13 protein-coding genes and 3 pseudogenes are annotated in these 14,036 nt (G+C 68.6%); 7 read left to right on the top strand and 9 right to left on the bottom strand.

The window, feature by feature from the left end; all coding sequences use genetic code 11:
• The first annotated feature begins 9 nt into the window (after window positions 1–9).
• Entirely contained in the window at window positions 10–855 is an 846-nt protein-coding gene (locus ACFKCF_RS53920; RefSeq protein WP_225301987.1) for a M55 family metallopeptidase, read from the top strand.
• Here ACFKCF_RS53920 and ACFKCF_RS53915 read toward each other — a convergent pair.
• Complete coding sequence (locus ACFKCF_RS53915) at window positions 831–2,018, bottom strand: M20 family metallopeptidase (protein ID WP_394504240.1); 1,188 nt, start codon at window positions 2,016–2,018, stop codon at window positions 831–833. The two genes, ACFKCF_RS53920 and ACFKCF_RS53915, sit on opposite strands and share 25 nt — an antisense overlap.
• Complete coding sequence (locus ACFKCF_RS53910; protein WP_394504238.1) at window positions 2,015–3,001, bottom strand: serine hydrolase domain-containing protein; 987 nt, start codon at window positions 2,999–3,001, stop codon at window positions 2,015–2,017. Before ACFKCF_RS53910 ends, ACFKCF_RS53915 begins: the two co-directional genes overlap by 4 nt.
• 244 nt (window positions 3,002–3,245) lie before the next feature.
• Between ACFKCF_RS53910 and speB the strand changes: the two genes are divergently transcribed.
• On the top strand, window positions 3,246–4,229 hold the full coding sequence (gene speB, locus ACFKCF_RS53905) for an agmatinase (RefSeq protein ID WP_394504236.1): 984 nt from the start codon (window positions 3,246–3,248) through the stop codon (window positions 4,227–4,229).
• Between the two features lie 52 nt (window positions 4,230–4,281).
• Here speB and ACFKCF_RS53900 read toward each other — a convergent pair.
• The 3 genes and pseudogenes from ACFKCF_RS53900 to ACFKCF_RS53890 form a co-directional block, all read right to left on the bottom strand.
• Window positions 4,282–4,423 (bottom strand): annotated as a pseudogene (locus ACFKCF_RS53900) (Hsp70 family protein); the annotation flags it as partial.
• 55 nt (window positions 4,424–4,478) lie between these two features.
• Window positions 4,479–5,012 (bottom strand): J domain-containing protein, encoded by a 534-nt coding sequence (locus tag ACFKCF_RS53895; protein WP_394504234.1) that lies wholly within the window; start codon window positions 5,010–5,012, stop codon window positions 4,479–4,481.
• Between the two features lie 496 nt (window positions 5,013–5,508).
• Window positions 5,509–7,284, bottom strand: a complete 1,776-nt coding sequence (locus tag ACFKCF_RS53890) for a DUF4158 domain-containing protein (RefSeq protein WP_394504232.1) — start codon at window positions 7,282–7,284, stop codon at window positions 5,509–5,511.
• A gap of 288 nt (window positions 7,285–7,572) precedes the next feature.
• Here ACFKCF_RS53890 and ACFKCF_RS53885 point away from each other — a divergent pair.
• Both ACFKCF_RS53885 and ACFKCF_RS53880 read left to right on the top strand, forming a co-directional pair.
• Window positions 7,573–7,841, top strand: a pseudogene (locus tag ACFKCF_RS53885) (YnfA family protein); the annotation flags it as partial.
• Window positions 7,842–7,913: 72 nt separating this feature from the next.
• On the top strand, window positions 7,914–8,039 hold the full coding sequence (locus ACFKCF_RS53880; RefSeq protein ID WP_394504230.1) for a hypothetical protein: 126 nt from the start codon (window positions 7,914–7,916) through the stop codon (window positions 8,037–8,039).
• A 134-nt stretch (window positions 8,040–8,173) separates the two neighbouring features.
• On the opposite strand, the gene ACFKCF_RS53875 is transcribed toward ACFKCF_RS53880, so the two are convergent.
• Complete coding sequence (locus ACFKCF_RS53875) at window positions 8,174–8,536, bottom strand: YybH family protein (protein WP_394504228.1); 363 nt, start codon at window positions 8,534–8,536, stop codon at window positions 8,174–8,176.
• A gap of 14 nt (window positions 8,537–8,550) precedes the next feature.
• Window positions 8,551–9,258 (bottom strand): SDR family NAD(P)-dependent oxidoreductase, encoded by a 708-nt coding sequence (locus tag ACFKCF_RS53870; protein WP_394504226.1) that lies wholly within the window; start codon window positions 9,256–9,258, stop codon window positions 8,551–8,553.
• A gap of 265 nt (window positions 9,259–9,523) precedes the next feature.
• Between ACFKCF_RS53870 and ACFKCF_RS53865 the strand changes: the two genes are divergently transcribed.
• Window positions 9,524–10,447: a terpene synthase family protein gene (locus tag ACFKCF_RS53865; protein ID WP_394504225.1), complete on the top strand. Its 924-nt coding sequence runs from the start codon at window positions 9,524–9,526 to the stop codon at window positions 10,445–10,447.
• 87 nt (window positions 10,448–10,534) lie between these two features.
• On the opposite strand, the gene ACFKCF_RS53860 is transcribed toward ACFKCF_RS53865, so the two are convergent.
• Window positions 10,535–11,275: a DUF4158 domain-containing protein gene (locus ACFKCF_RS53860; protein ID WP_394504223.1), complete on the bottom strand. Its 741-nt coding sequence runs from the start codon at window positions 11,273–11,275 to the stop codon at window positions 10,535–10,537.
• Between ACFKCF_RS53860 and ACFKCF_RS53855 the strand changes: the two genes are divergently transcribed.
• Together ACFKCF_RS53855 and ACFKCF_RS53850 are read left to right on the top strand one after the other, a co-directional pair.
• The gene (locus ACFKCF_RS53855; RefSeq protein WP_394504320.1) at window positions 11,179–11,808 is read left to right on the top strand and encodes a hypothetical protein; all 630 of its coding nucleotides are present in this window, start codon (window positions 11,179–11,181) and stop codon (window positions 11,806–11,808) included. The two genes, ACFKCF_RS53860 and ACFKCF_RS53855, sit on opposite strands and share 97 nt — an antisense overlap.
• 142 nt (window positions 11,809–11,950) lie before the next feature.
• Window positions 11,951–12,251 (top strand): annotated as a pseudogene (locus ACFKCF_RS53850) (VOC family protein); the annotation flags it as partial.
• 68 nt (window positions 12,252–12,319) lie between these two features.
• Here ACFKCF_RS53850 and ACFKCF_RS53845 read toward each other — a convergent pair.
• Window positions 12,320–14,032 carry a SpoIIE family protein phosphatase gene (locus ACFKCF_RS53845; protein ID WP_394504221.1) on the bottom strand — a complete coding sequence of 571 codons (1,713 nt, stop codon included), beginning with the start codon at window positions 14,030–14,032 and terminating at the stop codon, window positions 12,320–12,322.
• Window positions 14,033–14,036: the final 4 nt, after the last annotated feature.

Below are 14,036 nucleotides of genomic sequence, written 5' to 3'. Positions count from 1 at the left end.
AGCTCAGCGATGAAGGCGTACATCTCCGTCGACATGGAGGGCGTCGCCGGCATCGCGACCCTCGACCAGATCGTGCGCGGCGGGTACGGCTACCCACGAGCCCAGGAGCTCATGACCGAGGAGGCCAATGCCGCGATCGCGGGCGCCTTCGACGGCGGAGCGACGAGCGTGCTCGTGAACGACTCCCACGGGACGATGGACAACCTGATCCACGAGCGCCTCGACCCGAGGGCACGGCTGGTCTTCGGGCAGCCCAAGGCCCAGTGCATGGCCGAGGGCCTGACCGAGGACTGCGCCGTGGCGCTCTTCGTGGGCTACCACGCGCCGGCCGGCACGCCCGGGCTCTTGGCGCACACCTTCTCCGCCTACTTCGGTGAGGTCAGAGTCAACGGATCACCGGTGTCGGAGGCCGAGGTCAATGCCCTGTACGCGGCATCCCTCGGTGTCCCGGTGGGCCTGGTCACCGGGGATGACGTCATCGGCGCGATCGCGACCGAGATCTTCCCTGAGGCCACGATCGTGACCGTGAAGAAGACACACGGATTCTCGGCCACGGACTCCGTCGCGCCGAGCGTGGCGAGGAACCTGGTGCGGGAAGGGGCCGCCGATGCCGTGGCCCGCGCGTCGGCACTGAGCTGTCCGCCGCCGCCCCCGTCGTTCGAGGTCGAGGTCGACCTGCCCTCGCCGGTGGCCGCCGAGCTCGCCGCCTGCATCCCCGGCTGCGCCCGGACGGCCGACCGGACGGTGTCGACAGTCCTCACGGCGTCGGCGGATCTCCTCGGATTCATCACAGTCCTGTACGAACTCGCGGCGAGCAGCGAGCGCGCGCGTCAGGTGATCTCCGCCCGCCGTTGAGGCCCGGCGCTCCTACCTGTGAGTTCTTCGATGAGGGTGGTGAGCAGTCGCGTACGCGGGAGGATCCACGCGATCTCCGCGTGCTCGTCGCGGGCGTGGGCGCCGCCGCCGACGGCACCGAGCCCGTCCAGGGTGGGCACTCCCATACCCGCGGTGAAGTTCCCGTCCGATGCGCCGCCGACCGTCATCTCCTCCAGCGGAGGATGGCCGAGGCTGCGTGCGATTCGTTGTGCCTGGCTGAACAGCGCGGCTGCCGCGCTCCGTTCCATGGGCGGCCGGTTGATTCCGCCCCGCACCCGGATCTCCGCCGGGACGAGAACCGGCGCGACCTCGCGGATCGCCCGGTCCACGCGGTGCTGCTCCTCGGCGGTGCCGGCCCGGACGTCGACAGCCACGGTGGCCGTCGCGGGCACGGTGTTGGGCGTCGTGCCCGCGCTCATCACCGTCGGGGTGACGGTCGTACCGGCCGCCGGGTCAGCGAGCTGGGCGATCGCCAGCACCACCTCGGCGATCGCGATGGTCGCGTTCACGCCCTTCTCCGGATCGAGACCGCTGTGCGCGGCACGACCGAGCACCTCGATCCGGTAGAGGGACACGCCTTTGCGCCCCGTCTTCAGTGCGCCGCCCGGGCCGGCCGCCTCCAGCACGAGGGCTGCCCGGCAGCGGCCTGCTTCCTGCTCGATCAGTGCCCGTGATGTCGTGGACCCCAGCTCCTCATCGCCCGTGATGAGAAGGGTCACCTGGTCGAGGACGCCGGTGCCGCGGCATCGCCGCAGCCACGCGAGAGCGTGGATCGCCTGGACGAGGCCGAGTTTCATGTCGAAGCAGCCCGGGCCACTGACGACGCCGGCAGTTTCGGTGTAGGGCAGCTCGTCCAACGTGCCGAGCGGCCAGACGGTGTCGTGGTGCCCGAGGACCATGACCTTCGGATCGGCCCCGCGCAGCAGGACATGGTCGACTCCGTCGACGCACAGGATCTCTGGCCGACGCCCCAAGCGCTCATGAACCAAGTCCGCGACCACCCGCGCGGAGCGGCCGACCGCGTCCAGGTCCGTCGACGGCGACTCGGTACGAACGAGTCTGCTCAGATCCTCGAGGAGGAGCGACAGGTTCCCGGACGCCTCCGGCCCGGTGGAATCCTCGGGTGTCGGCTTTTTCCTCATGAGCCGGCAGCGTTCGCGAGCCGGGTGCGCAGGAACGCGGCGAGCAGGTCCGCGGAGTGGTCGTCGAGGTTGGTGAGGACGACGACGGTCGTCGCGGTCGCCGGATCGTGGCCGGCGAACGATTGGAATCCGGGCAGTTCGCCGTTGTGGCCCCACATGCCGTCGAAGTTCGCGATGCCGAGGCCGTAGGTGATGGTGCTGTCGGGCACCGGGTGGGTGCGCATGCGTTCACGCCGGGTCTGCTCCTGGAGGAGGTCGCCGCGCACCGATGCCTCGATGAGCAGTCTCAAGTCGCCCACGGTGGACACCGCGTTACCGGCGGTCCACGCCCAGGACGGGTTGATGCGCGTCGCGTCGACGAGTTCGCCGTCCCGGCGGTGGTACCCACGCAGCCGAGGATCCGGCAGGGCGGCGGCGTCGTGCGTCAGCGGCGGGAGCTCGGTCTCCCTCATGCCGAGGGGGTCGAAGACCAGCCGGCGCGCGACGTCCTCGACTCGTGCGCCGGTTACGTGCTCGATGAGCATTCCCAGCATGATGTAGCCGGCGTTGCAGTACGCCCAGGAGGTGCCGGGCTCGAACTGCTGCGGGTTCCGCAGGGCGACTTTGAGCAGCTCGGAGGGAGTCCAGAGCCGGTCGGGCTCGAGGAGCAGACCGGCGACGAACTCCTCCGAGGTGTAGTCGGGCAGGCCCGAGGTCATGTCGAGGAGACGGCGAACGGTGACTCCTCGCGGGATCTGCGGCTCTGCCAGATGGACCTGTATCTCATCGTCCAAGGAGAGGTCTCCGGCTTCCGCCAGGCGCAGGACGATCAGCGCCACGATGGTCTTCGTGAGGCTCCCGATCCTCATGCGGCTGCCGGCGGTGAGCCGCACCCCGGTGGCCAGATCGCAGACGCCGAGCGCACGGGTCCAACTGCCGTACGACGGACCGCTCACGTGGACGACGGCACCCGGGATGCCCAGTCGCCGGCGCTCTCCGTCCAAGGCGCCGAGCAGGTCTGGAGTCGAGGACGCATACGCATCCGATGCATTCTCAGGCAAGCGGAATCCTCACTCGTGGGTGTTATGCCGACCTTCGCATCATTGTCCTCACCAGGTATCGGCGCATTGTGCCGAAGGCCGGAAGCGGCGCGAATCCCTCGTGCGATCGACCGAATGCCCGGGAGAGAGCTCTGACTACTGTGAGGCCCAGAAGACGGGGGCCGGTCACCTTGGGAGGAGAATCGCGTTGTCGAGCGTTGAGAAGGACGAGCTCGCGGAGTCCGGCGACACAGGGATCATCGGACCGCCCGATTCCATCAGGCAGCTCCCGCGTTTCGCGGGGCCCTCCACGTTCGCCCGCCTGCCGCGGCTCGACGAGGTCTCCCGGGCCGACGTCGCGATCTTCGGCGTGCCGTTCGATGCCGGTACCACCTACCGGCCAGGCGCACGATTCGGCCCGGAGGCCATTCGCGCCGGCTCCAAACTCCTGAGGCCCTACCACCTCGGGCTCGAGATCGAGCCGTGGTCGAGGTTGCAGATCGCCGACGCCGGTGACGCCGGCGTGACTCCCTTCGACATCGCCGAGGCGGTGAGTCAGATCGAGTCGGCCGCTCAGCGGCTCTATCGAAGTGCTGACCGGATCATCACTCTGGGCGGCGACCACACCGTCGCCCTCCCGATGCTGCGAGCCGCCCATCGGCACCACGGCCCCGTGGCACTCATCCACTTCGACGCCCATCTCGACACCTGGGACAACATGTTCGGTGCGCGGCTCACTCACGGCACTCCGTTCCGCCGGGCCACCGAGGAGCGACTGCTGGCGGTGAACCACTGCGCCCATGTGGGCATCCGCCACACAACCCCGGCCGCCAAGGATCTGGAGGACGACAGGGAGCTGGGATTCGCGACGATCTCCACACTCGACGTCGCGCGGCGCGGCATCGAGCACGCCGCCGACCGGCTCCGGGAGAGAGTGGCTGATCGGCCGGTCTACATCAGCATCGACATCGACGTGCTCGATCCCGCCCATGCGCCCGCGACCGGCACCCCTGAGCCCGGCGGACTGAGCACCCGGGAGCTTCAGCTGCTGCTGTACTCCCTCGCGGACCTCGACATCGTCGGTGCGGATGTCGTCGAGGTCTCACCCGCCTACGACCACGCTCAGATCACCGCGCTGGCCGCCGCCGGCCTCACGTTCGACCTCCTGGCCATGGTTGCCCGGGGAAGGTAGTCATCGGAACGGCCCCGGTCCGGGCCGCGATCTCGTGGCGGGCACGCCGTTTGTCAGCGCTTTTGGCGAACGCGACCACCGAAGGGGTCGTCCGCGAGCCCTCGGTGTTGGTGACAACGGTCGGCTTCACCGCCTTCCAGCACGCACACGACCGAGTTCGTCGTGCCCAGGTCGATACCGACGGGTCGGGTCATCACCGGCCTCCTTCCTTGCGGCGCTCCTCATGGCACCAGCTCCGCCTTGCGCGGTTCACCGCCACCACAGGCGCGCCGTGGGCCAGCCGAGCCGCGGCACCTCACGCGTATCCCTGCGAGTCAGGCCCCACCGGGTGGCGCCCATCCGCAGCAGCACATGTTCCAACGGCGCAACAGCAGAAGAACGCTCCACGATCACGACCGCCACATCAGCCGCGTGAGCAGGAACACGCCGGCGGACGGCGCGCGCGGACACGTCGAGGCCAAGGTCCGGCGTGTGGGTGCCCCGGACAGAAACAGACCGCCCTTCGAGTCGGGCGCCGCCTCCGCGCGTGGCGTCGTAGGCTGCGCGCCGGGCGGGGTCGCGCAGCACGGCATAGGCATCGATCACCTCAGCGAACCGTTCCCGTTCCGCCGGCCCGGCGGGGCGAACATCAGGATGCAGGACGCGCACCAGTCGGCGGTACGCGGAGGTGATCTGCTCCGCAGAGGCCGACGATTCCACACCGAGCACCCCGTAAGGGTTCCGCCGGGGCTGCTTGCCGCCGTACCGTACAGTCACCGTGCTCATCTCCTGCGCCACAGACATCAGCTGGATGCGCTGCGACCTGCAGGTATGAACGGAACCTCGATATGAATGCTATAGCAGCGCACAGCTGTGCAGGGAAAACCTCCTGATCACCATGCGCATCAAATTCACCATTCGTAGCAGAATCGGGAGCGTCGGCGCCTCCTCCGGGAGTCCAGGCACTCCTCCGGACCTGTTCCTCGGATCCGGAGGCTTGGGTCATGTGACAGCCCGCTGGTGGGCCGTCCCGTAACCGCGCAGCCGCGGGATTACTCAGAGCACAGGTCACCGAGTTCGGCCGATGTGTCAACAGCCATGACTCCATCGCACCGATTCGCGCCGTTGGCTTCGCCACTTGATCGTCACACCCGTCGCGAAGGCCGTTGCCCGGCCCCGGAGACTCGGGCCAGGCAACGGCCTTCATAACGCCCACCAGTCCATGGGTCCACTGCAGCGGTCGGGACTGTCTCGATAACGATGGCGGCCGCCTACGGCCTGCTCCAACTGCTCGCCCTGCTCACCCACATCGGACCCTGAAAAGAGGATGTTGCGTTTCTGCTCCACCGACAGCTTGGATTTGCGGCCGCCGGCGTGGGTGAAGCAGTCCAGGAAGCCGGTGCGGGCGTCCAGCTCGATCAGCAGGGAAGCGATCGGTACGAACGGCAGCATCCCCGACAGCTCCTCCCGCAGTTCCTTGGCCTCGGCCGGGATGTCCTCGGCCGACAGCGGCGGGATGACCAGCCGTCCGGCCTCGTCCAGCCGGACCGCGCCGACGTCGTTCGGGGAAGCGCTGGCGAGCGTCTCCTCCAGATCCTCCAGGGCCTGGTGGAGCTCCTCCTTGACCTGCTCGATCGCCTCGGCCGCCTGAGCGGGTTTGCGGGCCAGCTGGCAGAACTCCGCCCGTTTGCCCTCCCACTGCTCGGGGGTGTACAGGTAGGTTCCCGGGTCGGCGTAGCGGCGCGAACACATCCCCGCTGCGCAGACCATCCCGCAGCGCGAGCACGGTGCACAGCTCCCAGTAATGCCGGAACGCGGTGTCGTCCCCGCTCTTGCGCGCCTTGGCCAGATAGTCGGCGTACCGGGCGGGCACGAACGACGTCGGCGCCCCGGCCGGGACCTTCCGGCCGCCGGTCCGGTTCAACTCCCTGAGGATGGTGACCGCGTCCATCAGGTCCGCGGTGCCGGGCCCGCCCTGGAAATCAACCGCAGCCAGCACCCTGGGGGTGAACTTGCGCAGATAGGTGTAGGACGCCTCCAACGCCGCCAGTCGACCATGATCCCTGGGGAGCGGCTTCCACCGCACCGCGGCGACCTCGCGGAGCTTGTCCATCCCGATCCGCTCCCGCAGCATCCCGCCGACATGTTCGTCCGGAACACCTGGGTCGACCAGGACCGGCAAGATCACATCCATCAGTAGCTGGCGGGCCTCGCCCCTCTTGGCCCGCTCCGCCAAAGCCTCGTCCGTCTTGGCCTTGGCGTGCGGCTCCCGCCCCGACACCGCCTGATCTAACAAGGCGATGACCTCGTCCAGCTGGTCCACCGCGGACTGGGCCACCACCGCGAGCAGGATCGGGAACCGGCGCTCCTCGCGCCGCCTCAACCCCTGCACCGTCGAGCGCTGCCCCAACGTGGCCAGAAACCGGCGCCGCTCCCGCGGCAGCATCGACAGATCCAGCAGATGCGCGTCCAACGCGCGCAGGTACATCAGCTTGTCGATCGCCAGCTTGATCGACGTCGGCGTTGCCTCCACCGCCGGCGTCGTCAGCCACGCCAGCCGGGTCGCCCCGATCTCCGGATCGTGCACCAGCAGCCGGTCCAGATCCGCCCGCGTCGGCCTGGTCAGCAGATGATCGACCTTCTCCGACGTCAACGCGCCCGCACCGGTCCGAGCGGTCGCTACCATCTCCTTCAGCGTCTCGCCCGTGGTCGGAACCGGTTTCCAGTCCAGATACTTCAGCACCAGCTTCAGATGATCACTGCGGGTCTGCGCCCGCCGCCCGTACTGCTCCAGCATCCCCGGATACACAGCCAGCTGGTTCGCCAGCCGAAGCACGGCCGCCTGCGGCACCGCCCAGATGTCATCGGGCACGAAACCCAACCACGGTAACGTGCACAGCTGGACGGCCAGCCCCAGCCGTGCCGCGGGCCCGCGCCCGCCGCCACGGTCCAGGTTGTCGATGAAGCCCAGATCCTTCCGCGTCAGCGTGAAGAACCGGATCAGCTCCTCCCGGCCGATGTCTGGATACGACCGCAGCCGCTCCATCTGCTCATCAGAGAAGAACTGGGTCGCCAACCCCATCAACCTCCACGGAAGCACCACAACCAGTACGAATCGTAGCGGCAAAGATCGTCAACCGCCCCAAGAAGCCGAATAACAGCAGGTCAGCGACGGGTTCGTGGTATTTTCCGCGATTGCTACCGGGACCCCTGTACGTCGAAGACCTCGATCTACACCTGGACGACGACCCTGTCCGCATCCACGGCGACGGCCGCGGCGGGCCGCTGTCCTACGACGCCGCCCACCACCGCCGGCCGAGTTACTGCGCCGCCGCGGGCGTGCAGATCGACATCCACCAGCTGCGGTGCGTGGCTAGTGTGGGAGGGGGCGCGGGAGCAGCGTGGGCTGGCGTGCGCGGGGTGATTGCGCTGGGCTTGTACGGGTTCGTGGCCACGTTGCAGCCGGATGCGCGTTTCGGGCGGATTCTGGCCGCTTACGGCGGGGTGTTCGTGGTGGGTTCGCTGCTGTGGGGTGTGGTGGCCGACGGGTTCCGGCCGGATCGGTGGGGTGTGGTGGGGGCGTTGGTGTGCCTGGCGGGCGTCTTGGTGATCATGTATGCGCCCCGGGGCTGACGGGCGTTCCTCTTGATCGCGAAGTGACTCAAGCGGCGATCCCCGTAGCGGGACGGTCAGCAGCGGGCGCCGATGGGGCCCTGGGACGGCGTCGAGGTCGGACGGAGACGGCTGGACGCGTACGGCGCCCGCGTGGTCGGCGACGCGGGGGCCGCCATGTCGTCCATGATGCTGAGCCTCAAGGCGCCCGGCCGATGACGCCGGCCTGCGGTCCGCGGGCGGCGAGGGTGGTGTTACGCATGCCGTCTTCTGCCTTCGTAGCGGATCGGAGGGCTGACGGATGACAGGTGGTGAACGGAAAAGCGCGGGCTCCTGACCCGGAGGGACCGGTGCTAGCGGAGGTGGGAGACCTGGTAGTGGCTGATGAGCCACTCGGCCGGCGAGCGCCTCAGCAGTACGAGGAGGTTGACGCTGATCGTGGGCCGGTCCGTGAAGGAGAAGTCGACGCTCAGGTAGCCCAGCACGATGTCCTCGGACAGGCGCCGGCTTTCCAGGACACGGTAGGCGGCCGACAGGCCGGCGGGCTGGGAGGCATAGTAGTCGGCGACGCCCTGCCTTCCCACGCTGTAGGGACGCAGTCCTTGGAAGATGGCGTCCTCGGTGAAGAGGGATGCGATCTGATCCGGGTCGTGGTCGTCGATGCCTGCCTTCCACCGTTCGAGAACGCCGCACAAGATCGCTTCGATGTCTGTCATGTCGCTGTTGTCTCTCAGTGGCCGGCGCTCATGCCGCCGTCGACGTGGAGAATCTCGCCGGTGACGAACGGGGCGTTCTCCAGGTAGAGCACCGCGTCGACGATGTCGCCCGGTTCGCCCATCCGGCCGACCGGGTGCAGGCCGGCGAGGACCTCGTGGGTCTGCTCGGGGTGCATGGGTGTCTTGATGGTGCCGGGCGAGACGGCGTTGATGCGGATGCCGCGAGTGGCGTACTCGATGGCGAGGGACTTGGTGGCGGACTGCAGTCCGCCCTTGGTCAGCGAGGCCAGGACGGAGGGTACTCGGGCGTCGGCGTTGTCGACCAGGCTCGTGGTGACGTTGACGATGTGACCGCCGCCCTGGGTGAGCATCCGCTCGACGGCCAGCTGGGTGATGCGGAAGAAGCCGGCGAGGTTCACACCGGTCACGGCGGCGTAGTCGCTCTGGGTGTAGTCGGTGAAGGGCTTGGCGACGAAGATTCCGGCGTTGTTGACCAGAGTGTCGACGCGGCCGAACCGCTCCACGCCGGCGGTGATGACACATTCGGCGGTGGCGGGGTCGGCGAGGTCGCCCTGGACGGTCACGACGCCCGCGTCGTCGCAGGGGGCGATGGTGCGGGAGGTGGCGACGACGGCGTAGCCGAGCTTGCGGTAGGCGTCGACGAGACCAGCGCCGATGCCTTGCGAGCCGCCGGTGATGACCGCGACCTTCTGAGCGCTCATGATGACCTTCTTTCCTGGTGGGGTGGGATTCCGCGACCCGTCGTCGTAGAGCTAGCCGACCGGTCGACTATTGGAATGTAGAGGCCTGGGCGGAGGGAGGTCAAAGGTCAACAGGGCTTCGGCCAGGACCTGTTTCCTCGCACCTGATAGGCCCGGACTCCCAGAGGCCGGAACACCAGCGTTGCGTGCGCGGTGGTGCTGTCCAGGGTGCCGTCAGCCCTCGGCGTGCAGGGCGTCCAGCTGCAGCTGCGGGTCTTGATCGGTTGTGGACACCCGCGCCTATCCGATCTTGCGGCCGTGCACCGGGCCGACTCGCCGGGTCCGGTCATCGTGCGGTCCGCTGTTCGGCCGGCGCGCCCGGTCGGCGCCGTTGACGGTGCGTTCATGCGGTCGCCCACTCGAATCGCCGACCGCGGGCTTGCTACCGCCCGAAAACCCCTTCACCGGCCCGGTCATCGATCTCGCAGAGCGGCTGCACAGCCTCGCCACCCCTACCCAGCGTCGACGCCTGGTGGATGCACACCTGTCCTGGTATCTCGGAGTGGCCGGGGAGCGCGCTGCCCGCCAGCAGCAGCTGACACCCACCCTGAACGACTACCTCTACACACGGCTGCTGTATGTGGCCGGCTTCTCGACGATCGCGTGGTTGCAGGTCAGCCAACTGGATGACATCCCCGACACGGAGATCAACTTTCCGGCCGTACACGCGCTGACCGAGATGGCCAGCATGGTCGCCGCCCTCGACGACGACCTATTCTCCTACGGCAAAGAACTCTGGCACGCCTCCCGTCATCCCCAGACAACCGGTCCCATCCTCAATCTCGTCGACCTCTACCAGAGCTACGACCAATGCAGCCGTGAGGAAGCCCAGCGGCGCGTTGTGGCACTGCGCGATCGCATCCTGGCTCGCTTCACCGAGGTCCGCGACCTGGTCCTGCCCGGCGCAGTACAAGCACTGCGCCGGTACCTATCCGATTTGACCTGCCTGATACGCGGCAACTACGAATGGGGCATCGAGGTCGGCCGTTACACCAACCCCGACGGCCGCCACCCCGGCGCCATAAAGTCACCGGCACGGTCACCGACAGGCCCAGCGCCCTCGGCCCGCCCGAAGGCATCCCTTGCATCGGATGGTGGTGGCAAGACATGCCCGGACTGGACTGACTGCTCCAGGCGGTGGAGATCGTGACGGTGTTGATCAGGCGGCGCAGGACGGCGTGACGGTTGCCGGCGTTGATCTGGGCGGCGAAGGCGAGGGCGGCCGGGTGACGGTTGATCATGGCGCGCGGGTCCTTCTGGTCGCGCGCTTCAGCTCCCGCACGGTGGTGACCAGCGTCGCCACCCGCCGCTCACCCCTCAAGTTCTTGATCCTCGCGGCCTTGGCCTTCATGCCGTAGGAGGCCAGCTCGGCCGGCTTCACCGGCGCCACCGCCGACAGGTCGATCGCGCCCGTCCCGAACCCGAGCACATACGAGGTGCGGTCCAGCGCCTCGACCTGGCCCGTCCCGGTCAGCTTCACCACCGGGGTCCGCATGCACTCCAACGTGGAGACCCGCTTGCCGTCCGGCACCTCCAACTCCAGCAGATCCCGGATCTCCCGCGAGTGCTCGTACGGCGTCGGCACCCGCTCGGCGTGCTCCTCAATGCACGACGGATCGTCGATCCCCAGCTGCTCAGCCGCGTAATCCACGACCACCCGCGGCACGTCGATCGGGTCCTCCAGGAACGTGCCGAGCATCCGCACCGTGCCCCACTGGACGGCCCAGCCGAGGCGGTTGTGCCGCCGCCGCTTTTTCCGATGTACGCCGCACGAGGAGGCTTGAAAGCCCTCGAAATGCCCGGTTGTTGCCCTGGTTGCCGTATGAGCGAAAAGATACCTTTCTCGCGATAGCCGTTCTTCGCGCCAGGAAGACAACCGCAATGCGCAGGGTCGAGAAGAACGGGCATCGTGCTGGGCGTGAGTCCATGAGCGCTGCTCATCAATGCAGCGCAGATGCGGAATGGTACGGCACAGCACTGATCGCAGTTCGGGAATTCACCGAGATCATGTGGTTCACCAGGAAGATCAAGCAGGAGATCACAAGGTACGAGAGAGGGAAGATGAAGAAAATGGCATGGGCATCCATGATTGCCCTGACGGCCGCGTTCATGACTACTCTGACCCCCTCCGCGGCGGCGGCCTCGCCGACGGACAACGAGGTTCACAATACGAGCACGATCGCCGTCGGCGCCGTCCAGGTCTACAGGGGCCCTTCCTGTATTTACAGTCAGGGCTGTTACGATGCCCTGATTCCAGCAGGGCAATACTCAGGCTGGCGGCACACGGCCGCCATTTTCTACGGAGACAATTATTGCCTGAGAGTCCGCCGCTGGCTGCCGGGAGGCGGTCTGGGGCCCGTGGAGATCAGCCCTGAGGGGCCTGGGTACGCCGTATTGCCCGATGCTCCGCCTGGTTTCGACGTGAGGGCAAGGGCAATCGGCGATCCCCTCTGCGACCGCTCAGCACAGGCCTCCGGGGATGCAGGATACTTTGTTCGGGCCGAGCATTGACGCTGACGGCACGGCTCTGCGTCCGCCGAAGGCGCGTGCGAACGGCGCAGGGTGGCCCTCGATGACGCGCACGTGAGCCGGCGGCAATCGTTCATCTGTGCTCCCGGGGTCCACTGCATCACGACCATAGGCCGTTCAAAGGATTGGCGGCGTGCGCCGGGATCCGCAGCGGCTGGCGGCGTTCTGGTGTGAGGTGCTGGGCTTCATCGTGCTCGGTACCGAAGACGGCGCGGTGGAGATCGGAGCGCGGGAAGGGGTTCGGCGGATTGCGGCCGACTCTGATCTCCAACCCCATCGCCGGGGCCGAGGCGGGCAGGCTGCGGCCGCACTTCGGCGTCAACGCCGCCGACCGCGATCAGGACGCCGAACTCGAACGCCTCCTGAAGCCCGGGGCGCGGCCGACCGATATCGGCCGCACCGGCAAGCGACGAAATCACCCCTTGACCCGCGCTGGTCAGGTCGTCCGTTTTCGGCCGCGCCCGTGGCAGTGTGCGCCCGTGAGCCGTCCGTCTCAGGGCTGGTCCGGGATGCGCACCGTGAGCAGGGCGACGTCGTCGTCGTTGTCCGCGGGGCGGACTTGGTCGATGAGCACGTCGCCCAGCGAGGCGACGGGCCGCTGAGCCAGCGAGGCGGCGTACCGGCTCAACCGGGACATCCCTTCGTCCAGCGTCCGGGTCGGGGACTCGATCAGGCCGTCGGTGTAGAGCACCAGCGTGGAGCGGGGCGGCAGGTCGGTGGTGGCGTCGATGCGGACGGTGGGGATGCCGGTGCCCAGGAGCAGGTCGGTTCCCTCCTCCAGGAAGCGGGTGCGCCCGTCCCGCTCCACCAGCAGCGGCGGCGGGTGGCCCGCGTTGGTCCAGATCAGCCGCCATCCGCCGTCCTGGCGGCGCTCCAGCCGGGCCAGGACGGCGGTGGCCATCGTGCTCTGGGCCATGCGGGCCACCGCCTGGTCGAGCCGGTCCACGATGACGCTGGGCGGATCCTGGCCCGCGCCGGCGTAGGCGCGCAGCATGTTGCAGACCTGCGCCATGCCGGCGGCGGCGTCCAGGTCGTGGCCGACCACGTCGCCGATCACCAGGGCCGTGGCGCCGTCGGGCAGGACGAAGGAGTCGTACCAGTCACCGCCCACCTGCGAGGCGCGCGGCGCGGGCCGGTAGGAGGCGCTCATCTCCAGCCCCGGCACCGACGGCAGCTGGGGAAGCAGGTGGCGCTGCATGGTCTCGGCGACCCGCCGTTGCCGCTCGTACAGGCGGGCGTTGTCCAGCGCCAGGCCCGCCCGGCGGGCGATGTCCTCCACCAGCAGCAGGTCGGCGGCCGTGAAGGCCGCCGGCTGCCCGGAACGGCCCAGCGTCAGGGCCCCGACCACCTCGCGCACGCCGCGGATCGGCGCGATGCACGCCGAGTGCATGCCCGTCACCCGGAACAGCTCCTGCTGGGCGACCGCGATACCCGAGTCGGGAAGCCCCTGGTAGGTCTCCGGGCTCACGAGCGTGGCGGTGACTCCGCGCAGCGCCCGCGACAGGGGCATCGGCGACTCCTGCGGAACGGGCGGCATCGGCCCCTCCAGGTCGTCCCGATAGGTCAGCAGACCGTTCTCGAAGTGGGCGACGGCGGCGCGTGACACTCCGCCCTCCTCAGTGAGCAGGTCGACCACCACCCAGTCCGCCAGCAGCGGCAGGACCAGGCGCACGAGCTGGCGCAGCGTCTCGTTCACGTCCAGGCTGGCGGTGAGCGTCGTGGTCGTCTCCGCCAGCAGCGCCAGCCGGTCGAGCTGCGACATCGAGGCCGCGGCGCCGGCCGTCTCGTGCGGGGCCGGCGCGGATGAGGGGCTCTCGTGGAAGAGCACCAGCGCCCCCGTCCCGCCCCCGTCGAGCCGGCAGGGGGTGACCAGCCAGGCGATCCTCATCAGCAGGCCGTCACCGCGCTCGAACCACTCCCCCTCGCCCTGCGCGCTGCCGCCGACGATGAGGGGCTGGCGCATCGTGCAGCGGCTGCGCGGCAGAGGCTCACCGTACTTGCCCCGGTGCAGCAGGTCGTGGGCGTCCCGGCCGAGCAGCTCCTCGGCGGGGCGGCCCAGCAGCAGTTCGGCCTGGGCGCTGACCTCCACGATCTGCCCGCGGTCGTCCACCACGTACGCCCCCGCGTCGGAAAGGTCGGGCAGCCGGCGCAGCCGCATGCCGTCCACCGTCCACGACGCCCCGGCGTCGCCGGCTGACACGTTCATGGAC

Source organism: Nonomuraea sp. JJY05, assembly GCF_043496855.1.
GTDB lineage: Bacteria > Actinomycetota > Actinomycetes > Streptosporangiales > Streptosporangiaceae > Nonomuraea.
This window is presented reverse-complemented; position numbering and strand designations above follow the sequence as displayed.

Excerpts from the sequence above, each read along its gene's own strand:
- ACFKCF_RS53875 (WP_394504228.1), bottom strand. The coding sequence starts at position 8,536 with ATGACAGACATCGAAGCGATCTTGTGCGGCGTTCTCGAACGGTGGAAG.
- ACFKCF_RS53895 (WP_394504234.1), bottom strand. The coding sequence starts at position 5,012 with ATGTCTGTGGCGCAGGAGATGAGCACGGTGACTGTACGGTACGGCGGC.
- ACFKCF_RS53915 (WP_394504240.1), bottom strand. The coding sequence starts at position 2,018 with ATGAGGAAAAAGCCGACACCCGAGGATTCCACCGGGCCGGAGGCGTCC.
- ACFKCF_RS53855 (WP_394504320.1), top strand. The coding sequence starts at position 11,179 with ATGCGCAGGGTCGAGAAGAACGGGCATCGTGCTGGGCGTGAGTCCATG.
- ACFKCF_RS53870 (WP_394504226.1), bottom strand. The coding sequence starts at position 9,258 with ATGAGCGCTCAGAAGGTCGCGGTCATCACCGGCGGCTCGCAAGGCATC.
- ACFKCF_RS53845 (WP_394504221.1), bottom strand. The coding sequence starts at position 14,032 with ATGAACGTGTCAGCCGGCGACGCCGGGGCGTCGTGGACGGTGGACGGC.
- ACFKCF_RS53920 (WP_225301987.1), top strand. The coding sequence starts at position 10 with ATGAAGGCGTACATCTCCGTCGACATGGAGGGCGTCGCCGGCATCGCG.
- ACFKCF_RS53880 (WP_394504230.1), top strand. The coding sequence starts at position 7,914 with ATGGGGCCCTGGGACGGCGTCGAGGTCGGACGGAGACGGCTGGACGCG.